Source organism: Nocardia veterana NBRC 100344 (assembly GCF_000308855.1).
Classification (GTDB): Bacteria; Actinomycetota; Actinomycetes; order Mycobacteriales; family Mycobacteriaceae; genus Nocardia; species Nocardia veterana.
This window is the reverse complement of the sequence record NZ_BAGM01000091.1, coordinates 1-19645: the sequence shown is the minus strand read 5'-3', so window position 1 is coordinate 19645 and position 19645 is coordinate 1. Positions and strand designations below refer to the sequence as shown.

20 protein-coding genes and 2 pseudogenes are annotated in these 19645 nt (G+C 68.7%); 10 read left to right on the top strand and 12 right to left on the bottom strand.

The window, feature by feature from the left end:
* The first annotated feature begins 71 nt into the window (after positions 1-71).
* On the top strand, positions 72-1793 hold the full coding sequence (locus tag ON37_RS15570; RefSeq protein ID WP_040720274.1) for a DEAD/DEAH box helicase: 1722 nt from the start codon (positions 72-74) through the stop codon (positions 1791-1793).
* Between the two features lie 60 nt (positions 1794-1853).
* Here ON37_RS15570 and ON37_RS15565 read toward each other — a convergent pair whose 3' ends face one another.
* Complete coding sequence (locus tag ON37_RS15565; RefSeq protein ID WP_040720273.1) at positions 1854-2465, bottom strand: TetR/AcrR family transcriptional regulator; 612 nt, start codon at positions 2463-2465, stop codon at positions 1854-1856.
* A gap of 105 nt (positions 2466-2570) precedes the next feature.
* Between ON37_RS15565 and ON37_RS15560 the strand changes: the two genes are divergently transcribed.
* Entirely contained in the window at positions 2571-3311 is a 741-nt protein-coding gene (locus tag ON37_RS15560) for an SDR family NAD(P)-dependent oxidoreductase (protein WP_040720272.1), read from the top strand.
* Between the two features lie 31 nt (positions 3312-3342).
* On the opposite strand, the gene ON37_RS15555 is transcribed toward ON37_RS15560, so the two are convergent.
* Positions 3343-3888 (bottom strand): SWIM zinc finger-containing protein, encoded by a 546-nt coding sequence (locus ON37_RS15555; RefSeq protein WP_040720271.1) that lies wholly within the window; start codon positions 3886-3888, stop codon positions 3343-3345.
* 1 nt (position 3889) lies between these two features.
* On the bottom strand, positions 3890-5644 hold the full coding sequence (locus ON37_RS15550; RefSeq protein WP_040720307.1) for a DEAD/DEAH box helicase: 1755 nt from the start codon (positions 5642-5644) through the stop codon (positions 3890-3892).
* A gap of 104 nt (positions 5645-5748) precedes the next feature.
* Here ON37_RS15550 and ON37_RS15545 point away from each other — a divergent pair, with 104 nt between their 5' ends.
* Entirely contained in the window at positions 5749-6519 is a 771-nt protein-coding gene (locus ON37_RS15545; protein ID WP_245553215.1) for a TetR/AcrR family transcriptional regulator, read from the top strand.
* A gap of 70 nt (positions 6520-6589) precedes the next feature.
* Here ON37_RS15545 and ON37_RS15540 read toward each other — a convergent pair whose 3' ends face one another.
* Positions 6590-6784, bottom strand: a complete 195-nt coding sequence (locus tag ON37_RS15540; protein ID WP_030517230.1) for a DUF7455 domain-containing protein — start codon at positions 6782-6784, stop codon at positions 6590-6592.
* A gap of 420 nt (positions 6785-7204) precedes the next feature.
* On the opposite strand from ON37_RS15540, the gene ON37_RS15535 reads away from it, so the two are divergent.
* From ON37_RS15535 to ON37_RS15525, 3 genes are read left to right on the top strand one after another with little or no spacing between them, the layout of a single operon-like run.
* Positions 7205-7579, top strand: a complete 375-nt coding sequence (locus ON37_RS15535; protein ID WP_040720270.1) for a DUF952 domain-containing protein — start codon at positions 7205-7207, stop codon at positions 7577-7579.
* 15 nt (positions 7580-7594) lie between these two features.
* On the top strand, positions 7595-8077 hold the full coding sequence (locus ON37_RS15530) for a cation:proton antiporter regulatory subunit (protein WP_040720269.1): 483 nt from the start codon (positions 7595-7597) through the stop codon (positions 8075-8077).
* A gap of 4 nt (positions 8078-8081) precedes the next feature.
* A complete protein-coding gene (locus ON37_RS15525) occupies positions 8082-9260 on the top strand; it encodes a cation:proton antiporter (protein WP_040720268.1) in 1179 nt (392 codons plus the stop codon).
* Here ON37_RS15525 and ON37_RS15520 read toward each other — a convergent pair.
* The 6 genes and pseudogenes from ON37_RS15520 to ppgK form a co-directional block, all read right to left on the bottom strand.
* Positions 9225-10082 (bottom strand): rhomboid-like protein, encoded by an 858-nt coding sequence (locus ON37_RS15520; RefSeq protein WP_174362109.1) that lies wholly within the window; start codon positions 10080-10082, stop codon positions 9225-9227. The genes ON37_RS15525 and ON37_RS15520 overlap by 36 nt on opposite strands.
* Positions 10083-10176: 94 nt before the next feature.
* Positions 10177-10449, bottom strand: coding sequence for a hypothetical protein (locus ON37_RS34685; protein ID WP_339374456.1), 273 nt, complete (start codon positions 10447-10449; stop codon positions 10177-10179).
* 135 nt (positions 10450-10584) lie between these two features.
* Positions 10585-10847: pseudogene (locus ON37_RS34680) on the bottom strand (MHYT domain-containing protein); the annotation flags it as partial.
* 421 nt (positions 10848-11268) lie between these two features.
* Positions 11269-12858, bottom strand: a complete 1590-nt coding sequence (locus ON37_RS15510) for a Na+/H+ antiporter (protein ID WP_040720267.1) — start codon at positions 12856-12858, stop codon at positions 11269-11271.
* A gap of 96 nt (positions 12859-12954) precedes the next feature.
* A complete protein-coding gene (locus ON37_RS15505) occupies positions 12955-14337 on the bottom strand; it encodes an RNA polymerase sigma factor (protein ID WP_040720266.1) in 1383 nt (460 codons plus the stop codon).
* A gap of 151 nt (positions 14338-14488) precedes the next feature.
* On the bottom strand, positions 14489-15247 hold the full coding sequence (gene ppgK / locus ON37_RS15500) for a polyphosphate--glucose phosphotransferase (protein ID WP_040720265.1): 759 nt from the start codon (positions 15245-15247) through the stop codon (positions 14489-14491).
* Positions 15248-15365: 118 nt separating this feature from the next.
* On the opposite strand from ppgK, the gene ON37_RS15495 reads away from it, so the two are divergent.
* Positions 15366-16277: an inositol monophosphatase family protein gene (locus ON37_RS15495; protein ID WP_051031632.1), complete on the top strand. Its 912-nt coding sequence runs from the start codon at positions 15366-15368 to the stop codon at positions 16275-16277.
* A gap of 47 nt (positions 16278-16324) precedes the next feature.
* Here the strand turns inward: ON37_RS15495 and cei are convergent, their stop codons facing one another.
* Entirely contained in the window at positions 16325-17002 is a 678-nt protein-coding gene (gene cei / locus ON37_RS15490) for an envelope integrity protein Cei (RefSeq protein WP_040720303.1), read from the bottom strand.
* Between the two features lie 512 nt (positions 17003-17514).
* Between cei and ON37_RS15485 the strand changes: the two genes are divergently transcribed.
* Positions 17515-17817: a DUF4193 domain-containing protein gene (locus tag ON37_RS15485; RefSeq protein WP_025351469.1), complete on the top strand. Its 303-nt coding sequence runs from the start codon at positions 17515-17517 to the stop codon at positions 17815-17817.
* A gap of 63 nt (positions 17818-17880) precedes the next feature.
* Here ON37_RS15485 and ON37_RS15480 read toward each other — a convergent pair whose 3' ends face one another.
* Positions 17881-18324, bottom strand: a complete 444-nt coding sequence (locus ON37_RS15480) for a DUF3093 domain-containing protein (RefSeq protein WP_040720302.1) — start codon at positions 18322-18324, stop codon at positions 17881-17883.
* A 228-nt stretch (positions 18325-18552) separates the two neighbouring features.
* Between ON37_RS15480 and dut the strand changes: the two genes are divergently transcribed.
* Together dut and ON37_RS30990 are read left to right on the top strand one after the other, a co-directional pair.
* Entirely contained in the window at positions 18553-19050 is a 498-nt protein-coding gene (dut, locus tag ON37_RS15475; protein ID WP_083893017.1) for a dUTP diphosphatase, read from the top strand.
* Positions 19047-19645, top strand: a pseudogene (locus ON37_RS30990) (hypothetical protein); the annotation flags it as partial. The gene dut and the pseudogene ON37_RS30990, both read left to right, overlap by 4 nt.

Genomic DNA, 19645 nt, shown 5'->3' with positions numbered 1-19645 from the left:
GTCCGAATTCGTGGCGAACGAGGCGGTGTCGAATTGGCACGCTGTCGGTGCCGGTCGCTACTCTCTGTCGAGTGACTTCGGGTGGTGGCGGTTCGTTACGAGCATGGCAGCGCAGAGCACTCACCAGATATCTGACGACCAAGCCGCGCGATTTTCTGGCCGTGGCCACGCCCGGCGCCGGTAAGACCACCTTCGCGCTGCGGTTGGCGACCGAGTTGCTCACCGATCGAACGGTCGACCAGATCACCGTGGTCGCGCCCACCGAGCATCTGAAGCATCAGTGGGCCGCCTCGGCGGCGCGGGTCGGGATTCAGCTGGATTCGAATTTCTCCAACAGCACCGGCGGGACCTCCGGCGACTTTCACGGTGTCGTGGTCACCTATGCGCAGGTCGCCTCGCATCCGTTCAAGCATCGGGTGCGGACCGAGAACCGGCGCACGCTCGTCATCCTCGACGAGATCCACCATGCCGGTGACGCCAAGAGCTGGGGCGATGCCGTCGCCGAGGCCTTCGGTGACGCCACCCGCCGATTGGCGCTGACGGGCACCCCGTTCCGCAGCGACGACTCACAGATCCCGTTCGTGAACTACGAACCGGACGAATCGGGCTTCCCTCGATCGAGCGCCGACTACACCTACGGCTATTCCGAGGCACTCGCCGACGGCGTGGTCCGGCCCGTGGTCTTCCTCGCCTATTCCGGTGAGGCGCAGTGGCGCGACAGCGCGGGGGAGGAGTATTCGGCGCGGCTCGGTGAGCCGCTGAGTGCCGAGCAGACCGCCCGGGCCTGGCGCACCGCGCTCGATCCGGCCGGCGACTGGATGTCGAAGGTCCTGGCGGCGGCCGACACCCGGCTGCGGCAACTGCGCGCCACCGGCATGCCCGATGCCGGTGGGTTGGTGATCGCGACCGATCAGGAGAAGGCCCGCGACTACGCCGAACTGCTGGAACATATTTCGGGCTCGAAACCGGCACTGGTGCTGTCCGACGATCCGACCTCCTCGAAGCGCATCGGCGAATTCAGCAACAACACCGATCCCTGGATGGTCGCGGTGCGGATGGTGTCCGAGGGGGTCGACGTCCCGCGTCTGGCCGTCGGCGTCTACGCCACCAGCGCCTCGACCCCGCTGTACTTCGCCCAGGCCATCGGCCGCTTCGTACGCGCCCGGCGGCCCGGCGAGACGGCGAGCGTCTTTCTGCCGTCGGTGCCGGTGCTGCTCGATCTGGCGGCGCAGCTCGAGGTGCAGCGCGACCATGTGATCGGCAAACCGCACCGCGAGAAGAACGCCCTCGACGACGAACTCCTGATCGAGGCCAACAAGCAGAAGGACGAGCCGGGCGAGGAGGAACGCGCCTTCGTCGCTCTGGCCGCGGACGCCGAATTGGACCAGGTGATCTACGACGGCGATTCCTTCGGCACCGCGACCTTCGCCGGCAGCGACGAGGAGGCCGACTATCTCGGCATTCCGGGACTGCTCGACGCGGAGCAGATGCGGGCGCTGTTGCGCGATCGTCAGAGTCGGCAGATCCGGGAGCGCAGTGCTGCCGCCACGGTGACAGAGATGCCGGGCGCCGGACCGTCGGCGGCCGCGGCGGCCGAGCGCGTCGCCACCGCCGACCGGCTGGGCGAGCTGCGGCGCGAACTCAATTCGCTGGTCGCGATGCACCATCACCGCACCGGCAAACCACACGGCGTGATCCACGGCGAGCTGCGCCGCGAATGCGGCGGTCCGCCGACCGCCTTGGCTACCGCCGATCAGCTCTCCCAGCGCATCGCCGCCCTGCGCCGCATGTAGCCGGTCCGATCGCGGTCCGGGTCCGGCTGAGAACCCGTGCAGCGCAATGGATGCCGATACTCAGTGGGCAGCGGCGACCGGCTCCGGCCAAGCCTGGAGCGCGCGGTCGATGGTGCGGCCCAGCCGGGGCCCGTCGACCCCGTCCGCGGCCTGGACCGACAATCCGAACAGCACGGCGGTGTAGAAGTCGGCAAGCCCGGCGATATCGGCCTCGGCGTCCAGATCGCCGTCCCGGATGCCGCGCTCGAGCCGCTGCCGCACGGCTTCGGTGGTGTGGCGGCGGCGCTCGGCCAGGAAGTCACGGACCGCGCCGTTGCGGGGGGCGGCGGTGTGCCCGGCAACCACCACCAGACAGCCGCGCGGGGTGGCGGGATCGCAGTAGGCGGACGCGTTGTCGCGCAGCATCGCCTCGATCGCGGCGCGCGCCGTCGGCGCGGTGTGCAGCGCCCGGTCGGTGTAGCTGCCCTCGGTCCGGCCGTAGAGCTCGACCGCCTCGCGAAACAGCTGCTCCTTGGACCCGAAGGCCGCATACAGGCTCGGCGAGTTGATCCCCATCGCGGTGGTGAGGTCACTCATCGACGCGCCTTCGTAGCCGTGTTCCCAGAACACCTCCATGGCCCGGCGCAAAGCGGTGTCGCGATCGAATCCCCGTGGGCGTCCCCGTTCGGCCATCGTCGAACCTCTTTCTGTATCGATCATTAAATATATCTCTTGACGGCAAGGGGTCGAACCTGCTTGGCTATTTTTGTACTGATCGACACAAAAATAGGAGTGCAGATGAGTGAGTCGACCGGAGCAGTGGCCCTCGTGACCGGCGGAAGCCGAGGGATCGGTGCGGCGATCGCGCGGCGGCTGGCCGCCGACGGCGCCGATGTGGCGCTCACCTACCGCAACGGCGCCGAGGCGGCCGAAGCCGTGGTCGCCGACATCCGGGCCGCCGGCCGGCGGGCGCTCGCGGTGCGCGCCGACAGCGCCGACGCCGAACAGGTCGTGGCGGCGGTCCACCGCACCGCTGCCGAGCTGGGCGGTGTCGACATCCTGGTCAACAACGCGGGAATCTTCCCGGCCAAGCCGTTCGCCGAATTCACCGTCGCCGAAGTCGACGAGGCGCTGCACATCCACGCCCGCGCCGCGTTCGTCGCCGCGCAGGCCGCGCTGGGCTATATGGATCGCGGCGGGCGAATCATCAGCATCGGCTCCAACCTGTCCGACCGGGCGCTGTTCGAGGGACTGACGCTGTACAACCTGAGCAAGTCCGCGCTCAACGGATTCACCCGGGCGCTGGCCCGGGAACTGGGCCCGCGCGGAATCACCGTCAACCTGGTCCAGCCCGGGTCCACCGACACCGACATGAACCCCGCCGCCGGCGGCCATGCCGAGAACCAGCTCCGCTTTTCCGCGCTCGGCAGTTTCGGCGAGGCCGACGACGTCGCCGGTGTCGTCTCGTTTTTGGCCGGCCCGGCCGGTGCCCGCCTGACCGGGGCCACGCTGACCGTCGACGGAGGTACCAACGCCTGATCGACGGGCGGCACAAGCCGGGTCGGCGCGGTCAGCGGGTGAAGAACAGCGCCGGATCCACGCTGTCGAGGGGTGTCCAGCGGGCGGGCGCGGCCGTGTGGCCGGCTGCCCGCCCGCCGGTGCGGTATCCCTGGAGATCCAGTGTCAGCCAAGGGTTTTCATCCACCTGGCGGGCCAGTGCGTAACAGGTGGCGAGCAGGTGCAGGCAGCGGGGCGTACGCGCCGAACACGAGCAGTCCGAGTGCGCCAGCCGCGGTGTCGGCACGAGATCGGCGGCGGTCAGGGCGGTATGGACCGCATCGGTCAATTCGACAGTGTGGGCGGGGATATGTGCCGCGATGGCGGCGACCCGGTCCGCGGGCAGTGCCTCGAGTTCCAGATGGGTGACCGAGGCCTGCCCACCCCGATGGATCCGGGCTCGGACCGAAGTCCCGTCGAGCTCCAGTTCCACCCCGCCGTGGCGGGCGATACTGCGTGCCCGAGGCAGAAGCGGTTCGGGACGGGCGGCACTGATCGGCTCGGCCAGCCGGACCCAGCCCATTCCCCACGGTGTGTAGCCGAATTCGTTGTCGGGCATGTCAATTGCCTCGTTTCCGGCGCAACACCGCCAGGAGATGATCGTCGTCGAGCCGGGCCAGCCGCGACACCGCCGACCGCCCGTCGCCGCTGCCCAATCCGGCCAGCGCCGCCTTGCGATCGTGCATGCCGGCGATATGTTCCTCCACGGTGGTCGCACTGGTCAGGGTGGTGATCGTGACCGGGCGGGTCTGGCCGATCCGGTGGGCACGGTCGGAGGCCTGGGCCTCCACCGCCGGATTCCACCACCGGTCGTAATGGATCACGTCCGCGGCGCGGGTCAGGGTGAGACCGGTGCCCGCGGCCCGCAGGCTCAGGATCAGGACCGGCGGCCCCTGCGGCGACTGGAATTCGGCAACCAGATCGGCCCGTTCGGTGGTCGACAGCCCGCCGTGGAAAACCGGCGCCGCGATCCCGAACTGCTCGGCGCAATGCCTCGCCAGTAGTTCGCCGGTGCGCCGGTACTGCGTGAAAACCAGGGTGGCGCAGCCGAGTTCGAGGTTGTTGGCCAGAATGTCGGCACACACGTCGAATTTGCCGCTGCGCCCGGCGAGTTGCGCGAGATCGCCGGTAATCAGTCCGGGATGGTTGCAGACCTGTTTGAGCGCGGTGAGCGCGGCCAGCACCCGCGCGTTGCGCTCGGCGCCCGCGCCGAATCCGTCCGCCTCGGCGCGGGCGAGCACTTCGTCGTAGAGCCGCTGCTGCTCCTCGGTCAGATCACACACCAGGTCGGTGTGGAGCTTCGGTGGGAGCGCCGCCGCGACCTGAATCTTCTTCCGCGCCAGGACGATCGGCTCGATCGCGTCGTGCAGACGCCGCACCGCGACGGCGGAACCCTCCTCGACCGGGCGGACGTAGCGGCGCCGGAAGCGGGCTTTATGGGTGAAGGCGGCGGGGGTTACCAGATTCAGCAGCGCCCACAGTTCATCGAGATGGTTCTCCACCGGGGTCCCGGTGAGTGCTACCCGCGCCTGGGTGGTCAGGCCGCGCGCGGCGCGCGCGACCTGGGTGCGGGGATTCTTCAGGATCTGCGCCTCATCGAAAATCGCCGTCGCCCAACTCGTCTCCGCCGCCACCGGGGCCTGGCCGCGCAGCGTCGGATATCCGCAGACCACGACCGCGCCCGGCGCCGCGCCGTCGATGGGTCCGCCGCGCCACGCCCGCGGACGCAGATCCGGCGCGAATCGCGTGATTTCGTGCACCCAGTTGCCGACCAGCGAGGTCGGGCAGACCACCAGCTGGGGTCCCTTTTCGGCCCGGCCGAGGAGGAAACCGATGGCCTGCACCGTCTTTCCCAGCCCCATCTCGTCCGCGAGGACGGCTCCGCCGTGTTCGGCGGTGGCCCGATGCAGCCACGAGATTCCACGAGCTTGGTAGGGCCGCAGTCGCGCCCGCAGCGCATCGCCGAGCTCCCGGTCGATTCGTTCGGTGGCCAGAAAGGCGTCGACCGCACGATCGGCGGACACGATCGCCGTCGCCGCGGCGTTCGGCACGGCATGCGCCGCGGGCGGCAAGACTTCGGGACCGCCGCCCGCGTGCGCCACGGTCCGCCAGGCCGCCAGGGAGGGGCCGGCCTCGGGGACGTCCGCGGGGAGGTCACCGGGGTCGATCACCGCGCATTCGACCTCCTGCACGGCGATGGTCGTGCCGTCGGGGGTCGGTATCGCGAGCCGAACGGTCTCGCGCTGTCCGGCCGGGGCCGGACCCGGCGCCCGGCCGGACCAGGTCCACAGCGCGAAGGCGTGCCGATCGGGCAGATAAGTGGCATGTGTGCTGTGCAGAACGACCCTCCGCTTAACTCCGTATGGCGTACGGAGTATTATAACCACGTACGCCGTACAGAGATTCCCGAGGAGGGGATGTGACCCGGAAATCGGCCGCGGACCGTGCCGGACAGGTGATCGCTCTGCTGTGGCGCCACGAACTTCCGGCGCGTCCGGCGATGCGGGGGCCGAAACAGACGGTCGAGGTGGACGCGGTGATCCGCACCGCGGTGGAGATCGCCGACCGCGACGGCTACGCGGCGGTGTCGATTCGTGCGGTGGCGACCGCGCTGGGCTTGCGGCCGATGAGTTTGTACACCTATGTCCCGGACAAACAGGCGCTGGTCATCGCCATGGTGGACCGGGTCGCCGAGGAGGACGCGCCGATCGATCCCGAACTGCCGGCCCGGGAACGGCTCGCCGCCATCGCGCGTGGTGTGCGCGCCGAACTGCTCGGGCATCCGTGGCTGCTGGAGGTGCCGCCGTGGCGGTTGGACCTGGGACCCGGGCGGCTGCGCCGCTACGAGCGGCAGCTGACCGCACTGGCGGATCTGGGGCTGACCGATGTCGAGATGGACCGCACCATCGCCGTGCTCTCCGATTTCGCGACCGGCAACGCTCGCACCGCTGTCGCGGCACGGCGCGGCGCCGAGGAGATGAGCGACGCGCACTGGTGGCAGGTGCACGGGCCGCTGCTGACCGAGGCGATGGCCGGGCAGCATTTCCCGCTCTCGGAGCGGGTGGGCGCCGCGGTCGGTGAGCAGTATCAGGCACCGGGTGATCCCGACGGGGCCTTCGAATTCGGGCTGGCGCGGCTGGTGGAGGGTCTGGTGCGAACCCTGCGGGTCCGAGCCGTGCCGTCCGGATAGGAGAGTCCGGATATGAGAACGGGCGGCCCGAGGGCCGCCCGTGGGCTGACAGGGGACGTGAGGAGCCGGACTACAGCGCCGGCGCCGACTCGGTGTCGATGACTGCCTCGAGTTCGCGCAGACGCTCCATGTGCTCGTTCGCGTGATGCTGGCAGAAGAGCAACTCGCCACCTGCGGGAAGTGTCGCGCGGACGCGCGCCGCCGCCCCGCAGCGGTCGCAACGGTCGACCGCAGTCAGTGGGGTGCTTGTCAGTGTTCCTGGCATGACTCCTCCGTCCTGGCTCCCGGCGCAGAATGCCGTTCGCCTGGTGTGGGGCCCACGGTCCCTTCCGCGGGCTCGCTACCGCTACTTCCCAGCAGTGGCTGATGACTACTCTGTCAGACGTTCGGGACGGGGGCTTTGTTCCCGAAGATGTTTGTATGTGTTTTCCCTAACATGACCAGGTATTTCGCTGTGGGCGAACACCATGGCCACCCTTGGGAACCTCGGTTCACCACCTGTGGTTCAACACTCCGGTAACAGGCCGATCCAGTTGTCTGCCGGCAGATTACCCGGCGTATCCGACAATCAACCGTCCAATTCGCTCGGTGCGGCGGGTCGCCCGCGCGCGCTGGGTAGGGTGCAGCCGTGACCACCGACGATGTTGCCCAGCCCACACCGCGACCGCAAGAAGCCAACCGCCCCATGCTGGTTCACCTGTGCACGCTCGCGGAGTGGGAACAGGCGCAGCGCAGCGGCGAACGGGTGGCGCCTTCGCTCGCGACCGAGGGGTTCCTGCATCTGTCCGCGCCGCATCAGGTGCATCTGCCGGCGAACCGGTTGTTCGCCGGCCGCGCCGACCTGCTGCTGCTCTGGATCGACCCGGATCGTCTCGAGGCGCCGGTGCGCTGGGAGCCGGGTGTGCCCGAGGATCCGGATTCGATGCGGTTTCCGCACCTGTACGGGCCGCTACCCGCCACAGCGGTGATCGGCACCAGTTACTATGCCTGTGATGAAAAGGGGACATTTCCGGCACTCACTGCCGATCCGGAGCTGTGGCCGGCATCTCGAAATCCTTGATCTAGGCTGGATTTCGTGAACGTCGACGTGACCCAGCTGCCCGGAATTGGCGTACGCAAGGACTTCGAGGCTCGGTCCGGCCGCCGGATCGGCGTCGTCGCCCACCGCGACGGCGGCATCGACCTCATCGTGTCCAAGCACGACGATCCCGACGACTGCGCGGCGCAGGTGCCGCTCACCGTCGACGAAGCCGCGGTGCTGGCCAATCTGCTCGGCGCACCCCAGTTGGTGGAGAAGCTGCGGGAGGACCATCGCGATCTTCCCGGTATCACCACCCGCCAGCTTCCGATCGGCGACGATTCGCCCTATTCGGGCCGTTCCCTGGGCGAGACCCGGATGCGCACCCGCACCAAGGCCTCGATCGTGGCGGTGATGCGGGCCGGGCAGATCTACCCCTCGCCCGGTCCGGACTTCGTTCTCGTCGCGGGAGATCTGCTGGTTGTGGTCGGAACCCCGCAGGGCCTGGATGCGGCCCTCGAGATTCTGACCGACGGGTGAGCCGGTGGAATCGACCGCACTAGCGCTGTTCGAGCTCGGAGCGGTCCTGTTCGCCCTGGGGGTTCTGGGGCGCGTCGCAGGGCGTTTCGGCATGTCCCCGATTCCGCTGTATCTGCTCGGTGGTCTCGCCTTCGGTGAGGGCGGGGTCATGACCGTCAAGGCCGCTGCCGAATTCGGCCATCTCGCGGGCGAAATCGGTGTCGTCCTGCTGTTGTTGCTACTCGGCCTGGAATACACCGCGCCGGAACTCATGACCGGAATGCGCAAATCCTGGCTGGCCGGTCTGCTCGACATCGTCCTCAACGCGACCCCGGGCGCGGTCGTGGCGCTCATCCTGGGCTGGGGACCCACCGGGGCGATCACCCTCGCCGGCGTCACCTACATCTCGTCGTCCGGAATCGCGGCGAAGGTGCTCAACGATCTCGGGCGGCTCGGTAACCGGGAAACCCCGGTCGTGTTGTCCGTCCTGGTCTTCGAGGATCTGGCGATGGCGGTCTACCTGCCGATCCTGACGACACTGCTGGCCGGAGTGGGCTGGCTCGCGGGCCTGCGGTCGCTGGCGCTCGCGCTGCTGGTGATCACCGTGGTCCTCGTCATCGCGCTGCGCTACGGCCGCTACGTCTCCGCGATCGTGGACAGCAAGGACCGCGAGGTGTTCCTGCTGCAGCTGCTCGGCGCGGCTCTGCTGGTCGCCGGAATCGCCTCGGCGCTCAACGTTTCCGCGGCTGTCGGCGCCTTCCTGCTGGGCATCGCGATCTCCGGATCGACCGCACAGAGCGCCGCCAAACTGCTCGAGCCACTACGAGATCTGTTCGCCGCCATCTTCTTCGTGGCCTTCGGCCTCAACACCGATCCGCAGAAAATTCCGCAGGTATTGGGCTGGGCCGTGCTGTTGGCGGTGATCACCACCCTCACCAAGATCGGTACCGGCTGGTACGCGGCCCGGCGGCAGGGGATCGGCCGGCTGGGTCGCGCGCGAGCCGGTGCCGCCCTGGTCGCCCGCGGTGAGTTCTCGATCGTCATTGCGGGACTGGCGGTTTCGGTGGGCGCCGTCGAAGGTAAGCTCGCCGCCCTGGCCTCGGCGTACGTCCTGCTGATGGCGGTTCTGGGACCGGTGGCCGCGCGCGTGGTCGAACCGGTGGTGCGGTCAACGCAGCGTCGGCTCGCTCCGGCCGCCGGCTGACGGCTCGTCGTCGTGGGCCGGGGACCGCGGGTTCGGCGGAGCCGGCGCCTCGGCGGCGGTCCGGGTTCGGCTCGCGTCGGCTCGCTGCCGGTCCCGGATCCGCTCCAGCCGCCGCGACAGCGCCACCGCGACGGCGCCGACCAGAAAGCCGATGAGTAACGCGGTCAGGTGACCGTAATCGGTGAACGTGCGGCCGTGCCAGGCGGCGAAACCGAACCACACGAGCAGTCCTGCCGCCCATACGCTGCGCGGGGTCCCGCGCAGATGGTAGGTCAGCGCGGCCAGTACCGCGGTGAAGCCGTATGACGACCCCACATCGGAGGCGACCACCACCCGCAACGGGATCAGCTCGTGGTGCACCGCGAAGGCGATGCCGGTGACCACGACCAGGGAAGCGCCGACATGGCCGCAGGCGAAGACCATGATCCACCGCAGCGTGCCGAGCCAGCGTTCGGCGAACGCCATCACGGTCAGGAATCCGAGGATGGTGACCCACGGAAATCCGCCGTCGGTCCAGAACGCCGAGGCGACCAGCACCTGAACGGGTTCACGGCGCATGTTGTGCAGATTCGTCGACGCGGACAGAATCAGCCGGTGCCCGGCGAAATCGCTGATTCCGCGCAAGGTCCACCACGTCACGAACAGCGTGAAGGCATAGGCGCAGGAGGCCGGGGCCCCGGCCAGGTGGTCGTGGACGGCTTTCCCGGCGCGATAGATCCGGTCGGGGCCGTGCCACCAGTCCAGTATCGGCCGCCGAACGGACGCGAGATCGACGGTCCGGATCCACGGGGACCGGTAGTGATTCAATGCGGAGGACGCCACCCAGCCAGTGTCGCCCGCGCTGCGCCCTGGTGCGTGGCGACCCGCGCAATCGGGCCGCGGACGCGGGCGCATCCCGGGTTCGGCGAGCCGGGCGTCACCAGCGGCGGTGCTGCGGTCCGTCCTCCACGGGGGCGCGACGGTCCCGCGGTGGGACACTCTCGGCCACCGGCACGTCCGTCGACGGGGTGCGGCTGGGCCAGTACCGGCTGGCGCGTTGGCCGCGGATCCGCGACAGATCCGGCTCGTGGATGTCGGTGATCCCGACCTGCAGGAACAGCAGCAGGGTCACCATGCTCACGCCGATGATCAACGGCGTCAGCAGCTGATGGGCCTGCGCACCGGACGGAGCGCTCATATGGTCGGTCATATGCGCCTGCATGGCGTACATGCCGGTGTAGTGCATACCGCACACCGCGACGCCCATGATCATCGCCGAGCCGATCGTCGCCGGCAGGCCCTCGACATGCAGGGCGAACCACAGGGCGGCGGTCGCGGCAACGACGGCGATCACGATCGAGGCCAGCACCACCCACGGTCGTAGTGCAGTGCCACATCGGTTTTCATCGCGTACATCCCGGCATAGTGCATGGCGGCCACGCCGAGGCCCGTGATCGCTCCGCCGGTCAGGAGCGCGGAGGTGCCGCCCCGCCGGCGCAGCACCAGGGACAGTCCGATCCACACCACCGCGACCGCGATCGCCGCACTGATCAGAGTGATCGGGATGTTGTAGCGAATCGTCGCGCCGTGCACCGAAAAGCCCAGCATGGCAATGAAGTGCATCACCCAGACGCCGGTGCCGCCCAATGCGATCGCCGCGGTGACGATCCACCCGCGGTGGCCGGGGTTGGCTCGGGCGCGGACCATGCAGCGCAACGCGAGCAACGACCCGATGACGGACATGACATAGGCCAGCACGGGCGTCAACCACCCGTAGGTGAACTGGTCGATCTGAAGCATGCGGACTCCTTGCCAGAATCGTCGTCACCGCATCACACGCCGGTGACGCTCCGCACACTAGCGATATACCCGCTGGTAGTAAATTTAGAGAAGCATTGTCCGGGAAATTAGCTCGTATTTGCTGAGCTGTGTGCCCAGCTCGCAGTGGATGGGTCGGAGCCGGTGGCGGATCATCGGTCCTGTTCAGCACGGTTGACGAGGCGTCCCGGTCGGCGGCACCACCGCAATCTCACAGCAGCGGGGGTGGGCGCAGATCCAGGCGGCGCATCACCCGGTCCACCAGATCCGGCGGCATATCGGGTTCGCGCCGCGCGGCCAGCGCTTCGCTGCGGCCCGCGTCGAGAACCTCGTTGCTGATCGTGCGCAACTTGCCGGTCAGCCGCATCGCGTGTTCCACGGCCTTGCTTCCGTCGGCGGCCTCGGCGGCCTCCGGATCCGCGCGCACCAGCCGCCGTTCCACGCTGTCGCGCAGCCGCTGGTAGACCTCGTCGGGCAGATCCTCGTTGTCGGCGATCTCCTCCAGCCGGACCAGTTCGGCGCGCAGGATCCGCGTCCACAGCCGCCGTTCCAGGTCCCGCTCGACCTCGGTATCGGCCTGCACCCCGGTCCACCGAACCACCAGGGGCAGGGTCGGCCCCTGCAGCAGCAGCGTGAACAGGACGACGACGAACGAGATGAACAGCACCTCGGTGCGGCCGGGAAAATCCGCGCCGGCATCCGTGGTCAGCGGCAAGGCCAGCGCCAGGGCCACCGTCACCACCCCGCGCATCCCGGCCCACCAGGTGACCACCGTTTCGCGCCAGGTATAGGGCTCGTCCACTCGTCGGCGTCGCCACCAGCCACGGAACAGCCCGGTACTGGCCAGCAACCACAGCAGCCGCAATCCCACGACGACGCCGACCACCGCCGCCGCGCCGCCCAGCAGCCGCGGCCAATCCGGTCCCGTGGTGGCCAGCACGGTACTGAGCTCCAGGCCGACCAGTCCGAAGGCGAATCCGGTCACCAACATGTCGATGACGTCCCAGAAGGAATCGCCCACGATCCGGTAGCCCACATCGCTGAAATCCGTTGCCGCATCGGTCAGATACAGGGCGCACACCAATACGGCCAGCACCGCCGATCCGTGCGCGGCCTCGGCCAGGCCGTAGGCGGCGAACGGCAACAGCAATCCCAGGGCGACCTGCCACGGCGCTTCGGTCAGCCGCCGCATCAGGGCGCTGCCGGCCCAGCCCAGCGCCAGCCCGACCGCCACCGCGACCACCGCGGACACGACGAAATCCACCGCGGTTCGCCAGGTGGAGAAATGTCCGGTGACCACCGCGTGCACCGCCACGTCGTAGATCACGACGGCCGTCACGTCGTTGAACAGTCCCTCGCCCTCCAGCACGGCGACCAGACGCCGCGGCAGCCCGAGCCGGTCGGCCATCGCGCTCACCGCCACCGGATCCGGGGGCGCCACCACCGCGCCGAGCGCGAAGGCGGTGCCCACCGGCAGGGCCGGGTACCAGAGATGGAAGATCGCCGCGACCGCGGCCGCCGTCGCCACCACCAGGCCGACCGCGCGCAGCAGAATCGCGCCGGCGTTGGAGGCGAACTGCTGCCAGGAGGTCCGGCGCGCGGACGCGTACAGCAGCGGAGGCAGCACCAGCGGCAGGATCAGATCCGGCGCCAGCGCGATATTCGGGACGAACGGCAGCACGGCCATGATCAGGCCGAAGATCGTCATCAGCACCGCGGGTGCCAGACCGATACGTCTGCCCAACGGCTGCGCCAGGATCGTCGCGAACGCCAGTACGAACACCAACACCAACTGATCCACGACAGCCCAGCCTATTGGCCGCGCGGTGCCATGGCCCGCACATACGACGATGGCGCCGAGGTCGAGCCTCGGCGCCATCGTCGTAGCGGTTCGGTATCAGTCCAGGTAGTCGCGCAAAACCTGGGAGCGGCTGGGGTGGCGCAGCTTGCTCATGGTCTTCGACTCGATCTGCCGGATGCGTTCCCGGGTGACCCCGTACACCTGGCCGATCTCGTCGAGGGTGCGCGGCTGGCCGTCGGTCAGGCCGAAGCGCAGCCGGACCACGCCCGCCTCGCGTTCGGACAACGTCTCCAGCACCGACTGCAACTGGTCCTGCAGCAGTGTGAAGCTCACCGCGTCGACCGCGACGACCGCCTCGGAATCCTCGATGAAATCGCCGAGCTGGGAATCGCCCTCGTCACCGATGGTCTGGTCCAGCGAGATGGGCTCGCGCGCATACTGCTGGATCTCGAGGACCTTCTCCGGGGTGATGTCCATTTCCTTGGCGAGCTCTTCGGGCGTGGGCTCGCGACCCAGGTCCTGCAGCAGCTCACGCTGGATCCGCCCCAGCTTGTTGATGACCTCGACCATGTGCACCGGAATGCGGATGGTGCGAGCCTGATCGGCCATCGCGCGGGTGATGGCCTGCCGAATCCACCAGGTGGCGTACGTGGAGAACTTGTAGCCCTTGGTGTAGTCGAACTTCTCCACCGCGCGGATCAGACCCAGGTTGCCCTCCTGGATCAGGTCCAGGAACGCCATACCGCGGCCGGTGTAGCGCTTGGCCAGCGAGACGACCAGCCGCAGGTTGGCCTCGAGCAGGTGATTCTTGGCCCGGTTCCCGTCGCGCATGATCCATTGCAGGTCGCGGCGGGTGGCCACGGGCAGCTTCTCACCCTTGTCCGCGAATTCGCGCAGCTTCTCGGTGGCGTAGAGGCCGGCCTCGATCCGCTTGGCGAGTTCGACCTCCTCTTCCGCGTTGAGCAGCGCGACCTTGCCGATCTGCTTGAGGTAGGCGCGCACCGAGTCCGCGGAGGCGGTGAGCTCGGCGTCCTTGCGGGCCTGCCGCAGCGCCTCGGATTCCTCCTCGTCCCAGACGAAGTCGCCGGAGGCCTTGTCCTTCTCCGACGGCTCGTCGGCCTCCTCGTCCTCGGCCTCCTCCTCGGCGACCTCTTCGACCAGGTCGTCGCCCTCATCGCTCAGATCGTCCTCGGAAACCTCCAGGTCGCCCAGGTCGTCGAGTTCCAGCGACTCGTCGTCGAGAGGTTCGTCGGTCTCGTTGTCCGCACCGGGGGCCGCCTTCTTGGTGGTGGCCTTCTTGGCGGGTGCTTTCTTCGCAGCCTTGGCTCCCGCCTTCTTGGCGGGTGCCTTCTTCGCGGCGGCCTTCTTGGCCGGGGCCTTTTTTGCGGCAGCCTTGCGGACCGGCCGTGCTGCGGTGCTTTCTGCGGAGTCGGCAGCGTCGGCCGATTCGGCGGTCTGTCGGGTATTCGTGGCTACCACGTACGCCCTTTCGTGACGGTCTCGTGCGGCGTCACGCCAGAGTAATCATCCGGCGGAGCGGTTCTGTCGGGGTTAAACCCGGCTCTCGTGCCGGGGTCGTTTTCCGGCTCACCGCCGGTCTCGTTCCATTGTAACTATCGGCAACGAGTGCTCACGGTGCGATCCCGCTATCGACGGCCATCGCGGCGCCGACGATACCCGCGGTATTCCGCAGATGAGCGGCCACCACGGGAGTCCGATTGGCCAGCAAGGGGATCCAGTGTTCGGCATCGCGGCTGATCCCGCCGCCGGCGACGAAGACCGTCGGCCAGAACAGATCCTCGAGGGTGATCAATACCTTGGACACCTCCGCGGCCCACTCCTTGTACGACAAATTCTTTCGTTCCTTCACCGAGGAGGCCGCCCGATGTTCGGCCTCCTTGCCGTGCACCTCGAGATGACCGAGTTCGGTGTTCGGAACGAGAACGCCGTGATGTAGCAGCGCCGAGCCGATGCCCGTCCCGAAGGTCAGCAGCATCACCAGGCCGTCGATATTGCGGGCGGCGCCGTAGCGGTCCTCGGCCAGGCCCGCGGCGTCGGCGTCATTGAGGACCACCACGTCGCGCCCGCCCAATGCCAGGGAGAACAGCTGACGGGCGTCGGTGTCGATCCAGCTCTTGTCGATGTTGGCGGCCGTGCGGGCGATGCCGTTGACCACCACGCTCGGCAGGGTCAGTCCGACCGGACCGTCCCAGTCGGCCTTGGCGACGAGTTGCGCGACCGTCTCGGCGATGGCGTTCGGGGTGGCGGGATGCGGTGTGGAGATCTTGATCCGCTCGTGGGCGAGGTCACCGGTGGCGAGGTCGACCACCGCCCCCTTCACCCCACTACCGCCGATATCGATTCCGAATGCTTGCCCCCGAGCGGACATCGCGAACTCCCTCGTTCCCTGTGGTCATAGGCCGATGACGGTGCCAGCGGCACGTTACACCGCGGGCGGCGCGCCGCCGCGCGAGAGCGGATGCGAGTCCGGACGGATCTGTGGTCGGATGGAAGCCGTGCCCGAGACGAATTCACCCGCCGAGATCGGCGACCCGCCCGTCCTCGACCCCGCCGACATCGCCGAATTACGCCGTGTCGCAGTGTATCTGGCCGAAACCGCGGCCGCGCACGTGCGTAACCGCCGCCCGGAGGTATTCGGGCCCGGCCGCTCCGAGGACGGGTCGGTCCGTACCAAATCGACCCCGACCGACCCGGTCACGGTGGTCGACACCGAAACGGAACGGCTGATCCGGTCCCTGCTGGCGCAGGCCCGGCCGGGCGAGCCGGTTTTCGGCGAGGAGGGCGGCGGTAGCCTGGGCGGGGACACCGAGATCGTCTGGGTGGTCGACCCGATCGACGGAACCGTCAACTTCGTCTACGGCATCCCGGCGTACGCGGTCTCGGTGGCGGCGATGCGCGGTGGCCGTTCGGTGGCCGGCGCCGTCGTCGATGTGGCCGCAGCGGTGACCTACAGCGCCGGACTCGGCGCCGGCGCCACCCGGACCGAATCGGACGGCACGGTGATTCCGTTGCGCTGCAACGATGTCGACTCCGCGCGGCTGGCGTTGGTGGCGACCGGCTTCGGCTACGGTGCGGCCCGCCGCGAGCGGCAGGGCGAACTGGTGGCGCGGCTGCTGCCCCGCGTGCGCGATATCCGGCGGATCGGCTCGGCCGCCCTGGATCTGTGCATGGTGGCGGCCGGACGCGTGGACGCGCACTACGAGCACGGCCTCAACCCGTGGGACTGGGCGGCCGGCGCCCTGATCGCCGCCGAGGCGGGCGCGGTGCTGCGGCTGCCGGGGGCGGATTCCACGGGGGCACAGGGCGAGCTCACCGTCGCCGCGGCGCCCGGTATCGCCGACGAGCTGGCCGACCTGTTCGAGCGTCTCGGGGTGAGCGCGCCGATCCCCGAGCCCTGAGCCCTGAGATCCGCCTGCCCGAATGTCGCCTGTCCGCCGGCGGGGCGTCAGCAGCGGGCGGTGCGGGCGGCCTCCAGCAGTGCGGAGTCGACGTCCGGACCGCCCGGCGCCGGATTCTTCAACGCGCGCAACACTTCCTCGGCGTCGGTGCTGGGCTGCAGATCGTTGCCGAACAGCGAGCCGAGCGCGAGGTCGACGGTGTCGTCGGTGCGCTGATCCTCGATCAGCTCCGCGCAGGGAGCCACCAGCTGCACCGACGCGGCCGCCGGGCGCCCGTTGACCCCGTACCGGATCTGGCCGGTGCATACCAGATCGCCGTTGACATACACCTGGTCGTTGCCGAATACCGGCGCCGGCGGGCTCGCAAAGCCGTAGTCACCGAGTTTCGACGCGATGTGTTCGGCGAGGCCGCGCTGACCCGAGGCGTTCAATACCCGGACCTTGGCCTGCGCCAGCGGAGCCGGTTCGACATCGTGCAGTCGTGACGGCGACACCACCTGGCCCAGCTGCGCCGGTTGCGGCGCGTTCGGATCCGCGGCGGGTGCGGGCGAATTGCAGGCCATCGCGGTATGGCCGGTATCGGCGGTGGTCAGCGCCTTGATCCACACGATGGCGCAGATGAGGGCCAGCACCGCGATGAGCGCGACCCACGGCTGGTAGCGGCGTCGCAGAAATGGGCGGCCCTTGGCGTCGACCGCGCTGCCTTCGGTGATCAGTGAAACCACACGCACACCTTACGAGTTGACGGGCCACAGTCACGCATGCGGACACCTCGCCCGGCGCTGCGGCGCGGAAATCGGGTCCGGATGCGATAGAGATATCGGCGTGACGAGCAACCGAAGGCCGATCCGCATCGCGGTCGGGTCACGCCCGGGGAAACCGGGGAACACGGGACGGCCGCATAACGTGTCCCGACCGGGGTCGCAGTGACGATTACCCGTCGGTTTCGACTCGCTTGTGTTTTGATTGCGACTTTTGCTCCAGGGTCCGCTATTGTCTGGCGGCCCGATTCGAATCGGCTGATGTGAATCAGGGAAGCGATTTCGGGAACAACCAGGACATGTCCTGCGTTGACCGAGCGCGATCCGGTATGGATCTCGGTGATCCGGCCGGGCGGCGAGCGGTGTACACGTGACGTGCACCACGGCGGGACGGTGGTCGCCGAGCCGATTCCGAAAGGGATCGACGCGGTGGGGCCGGTCCGGGATATACGGAGTAAGGACGAGGGGAAGACGACATGGCAACCGACTATGACGCACCTAGGCGCAGTGAATCCGACGAGGTGTCGGAGGACTCGCTCGAGGAGCTGAAGGCTCGTCGCAACGAGGCCGCGTCCGCCGTCGTGGATATCGACGAATCCGATACCGCGGAGTCGTTCGAACTTCCCGGCGCGGATCTGTCCGAGGAGGTGCTCTCGGTCCGGGTGATCCCGAAGCAGGCCGACGAGTTCACCTGTTCGAGCTGCTTCCTGGTTCACCACCGCAGCAGACTCGCCAGCGAAGCCGGCGGGCAGATGATCTGCATGGATTGTGCAGCCTGAGCGGAGAATCTCCGCGGCGGGCACGACAGAACGAAACGACGACGAACAACCCGGCAGGTTCCGTCAGCCCGCGCTCGGCACGCCGAGCGCGGCCAGCACCTGCTCGGGTTTACGCGTGCTGACCAGCCAGTACGGAGCGGGATCGTCCGGATCGTCGAGGACGAGTAGGACCATGGGCCCGATCCAGGGTCGATGCTGGACGAATGCGGCCGGGTCGAGCTGACGACCCAGCGCCGCGCTCTTGGCGCTGGCCGGAACCGCCACTGCCCGGGATACATACGTTACCGGCAGGTGGGCCCGGTCCGCGCGTAATTCGAGGATGCCGTCGGCATCCGGCGCCACTTCCACTCGGTGGCGGCTGACCCACAGCAGCGCCCACACCGGAACCGGGAACAGCAGGACGTAGGGCAGCCAGGCCCGGATCCCGGGAGCGCCCATGTGAATCTCGGCAGCGAGCAGTCCGGTGATGCCCAGCGCTATCGGCCACCACCACAGCGGCACCCACAGCCGTTCGGAATAGACGGGGGCTGGGGCGCTGCCCGACGCGGGCGCGGCGGACTCGTGCGGAGGCGTGGACTGGGACTGGTCGGACACCACATCAGACTAGGTCAGGCCGACATATTCGATACCGCCGGGAGCCGCTGCGGCGCACGCCACACCGGGTCCGATGCACACCGCCGAGTCGCGGCCCGGCGCTGCCACGATCATGGCGCGCAACGCGTAGGCTCGCTGGACGTGACCGGAATTGCACCCATACCTCTGCTGCGGCTAGATCCCGGCGTCCCGGTGCCCACGCGTGCGCACCCCGGAGATGCCGGTGTGGATTTGTGCACCACCGAAGACGTCATCCTGGAGCCGGGCGAGCGGGTGCTCGTCGGTACCGGAATCGCCGTCGCGTTGCCGGTGGGCACCGTCGGCCTGATCCATCCCCGGTCCGGCTTGGCGGCGAAGACGGGTCTGTCGATCGTGAACACGCCGGGCACGGTCGACGCGGGGTACCGGGGCGAGATCAAGGTCTGCCTGATCAACCACGACCCGCGCACGCCGATCCAGTTGCGTCGCGGCGATCGGATCGCGCAACTGCTGGTGCAGCGGGTGGAGTTGGTGGATTTCGTCGAGGTCGAGCAACTCGACGAGACTTCGCGTGGCGCAGGCGGTTACGGGTCCAGCGGTGGCCACCACAGCCTGACCCGGCAGACCGGCGGGCCGGACATCGCCGGAGGGGAGGTATGACCATGTTCGGCCGTGGCGATCATCGCTCCGATCACGATGCGGAGCGCGAGGATTTCGCCCCCGACGATTTCGGCCGCGACGAATTCGGCTACGGTGCCGCCGCTCCGGAGTACGGCGATGCCCGGGCCTATTACGCCGAAGGCGGTTACGCGCAACGCGCCGGTGCTCATCACGCCGCCGACCCAGGGGAGGGTTATCACGAACCCGCTTATGCGCCGGGCTATTCCGAGCCGCAGTACCGGCCCGAACCGCTTTCCGAGCAGCCCGGCGGACGGCACGGCCGACACGGCCGGCCCGACCCGGAGCCGGTAGTACCGGGCTATCCGGGCGATCATCCGCACCCGGGTGCACCCGGGGGGCGTGCCCCCTCCGGTGAATATCGTCGAAATGGGTTCCCCCCCAATGGTTTTTCGCACGGCGACGCCCTGGGTGACGCGGCCTTACCCGATCCGCGCGATGTCGAGGACACCGGGCCGATTCCTCGAATTCCGGCGGGCCCTCCTCCCGGTCGCCCCGCACCGGGGGGGACCGGCGCGATTCCGCGCACCCCGGCCGGTCCGCTGCCCGGCGGTTCCGGTCCGATTCCGCGTCGGCC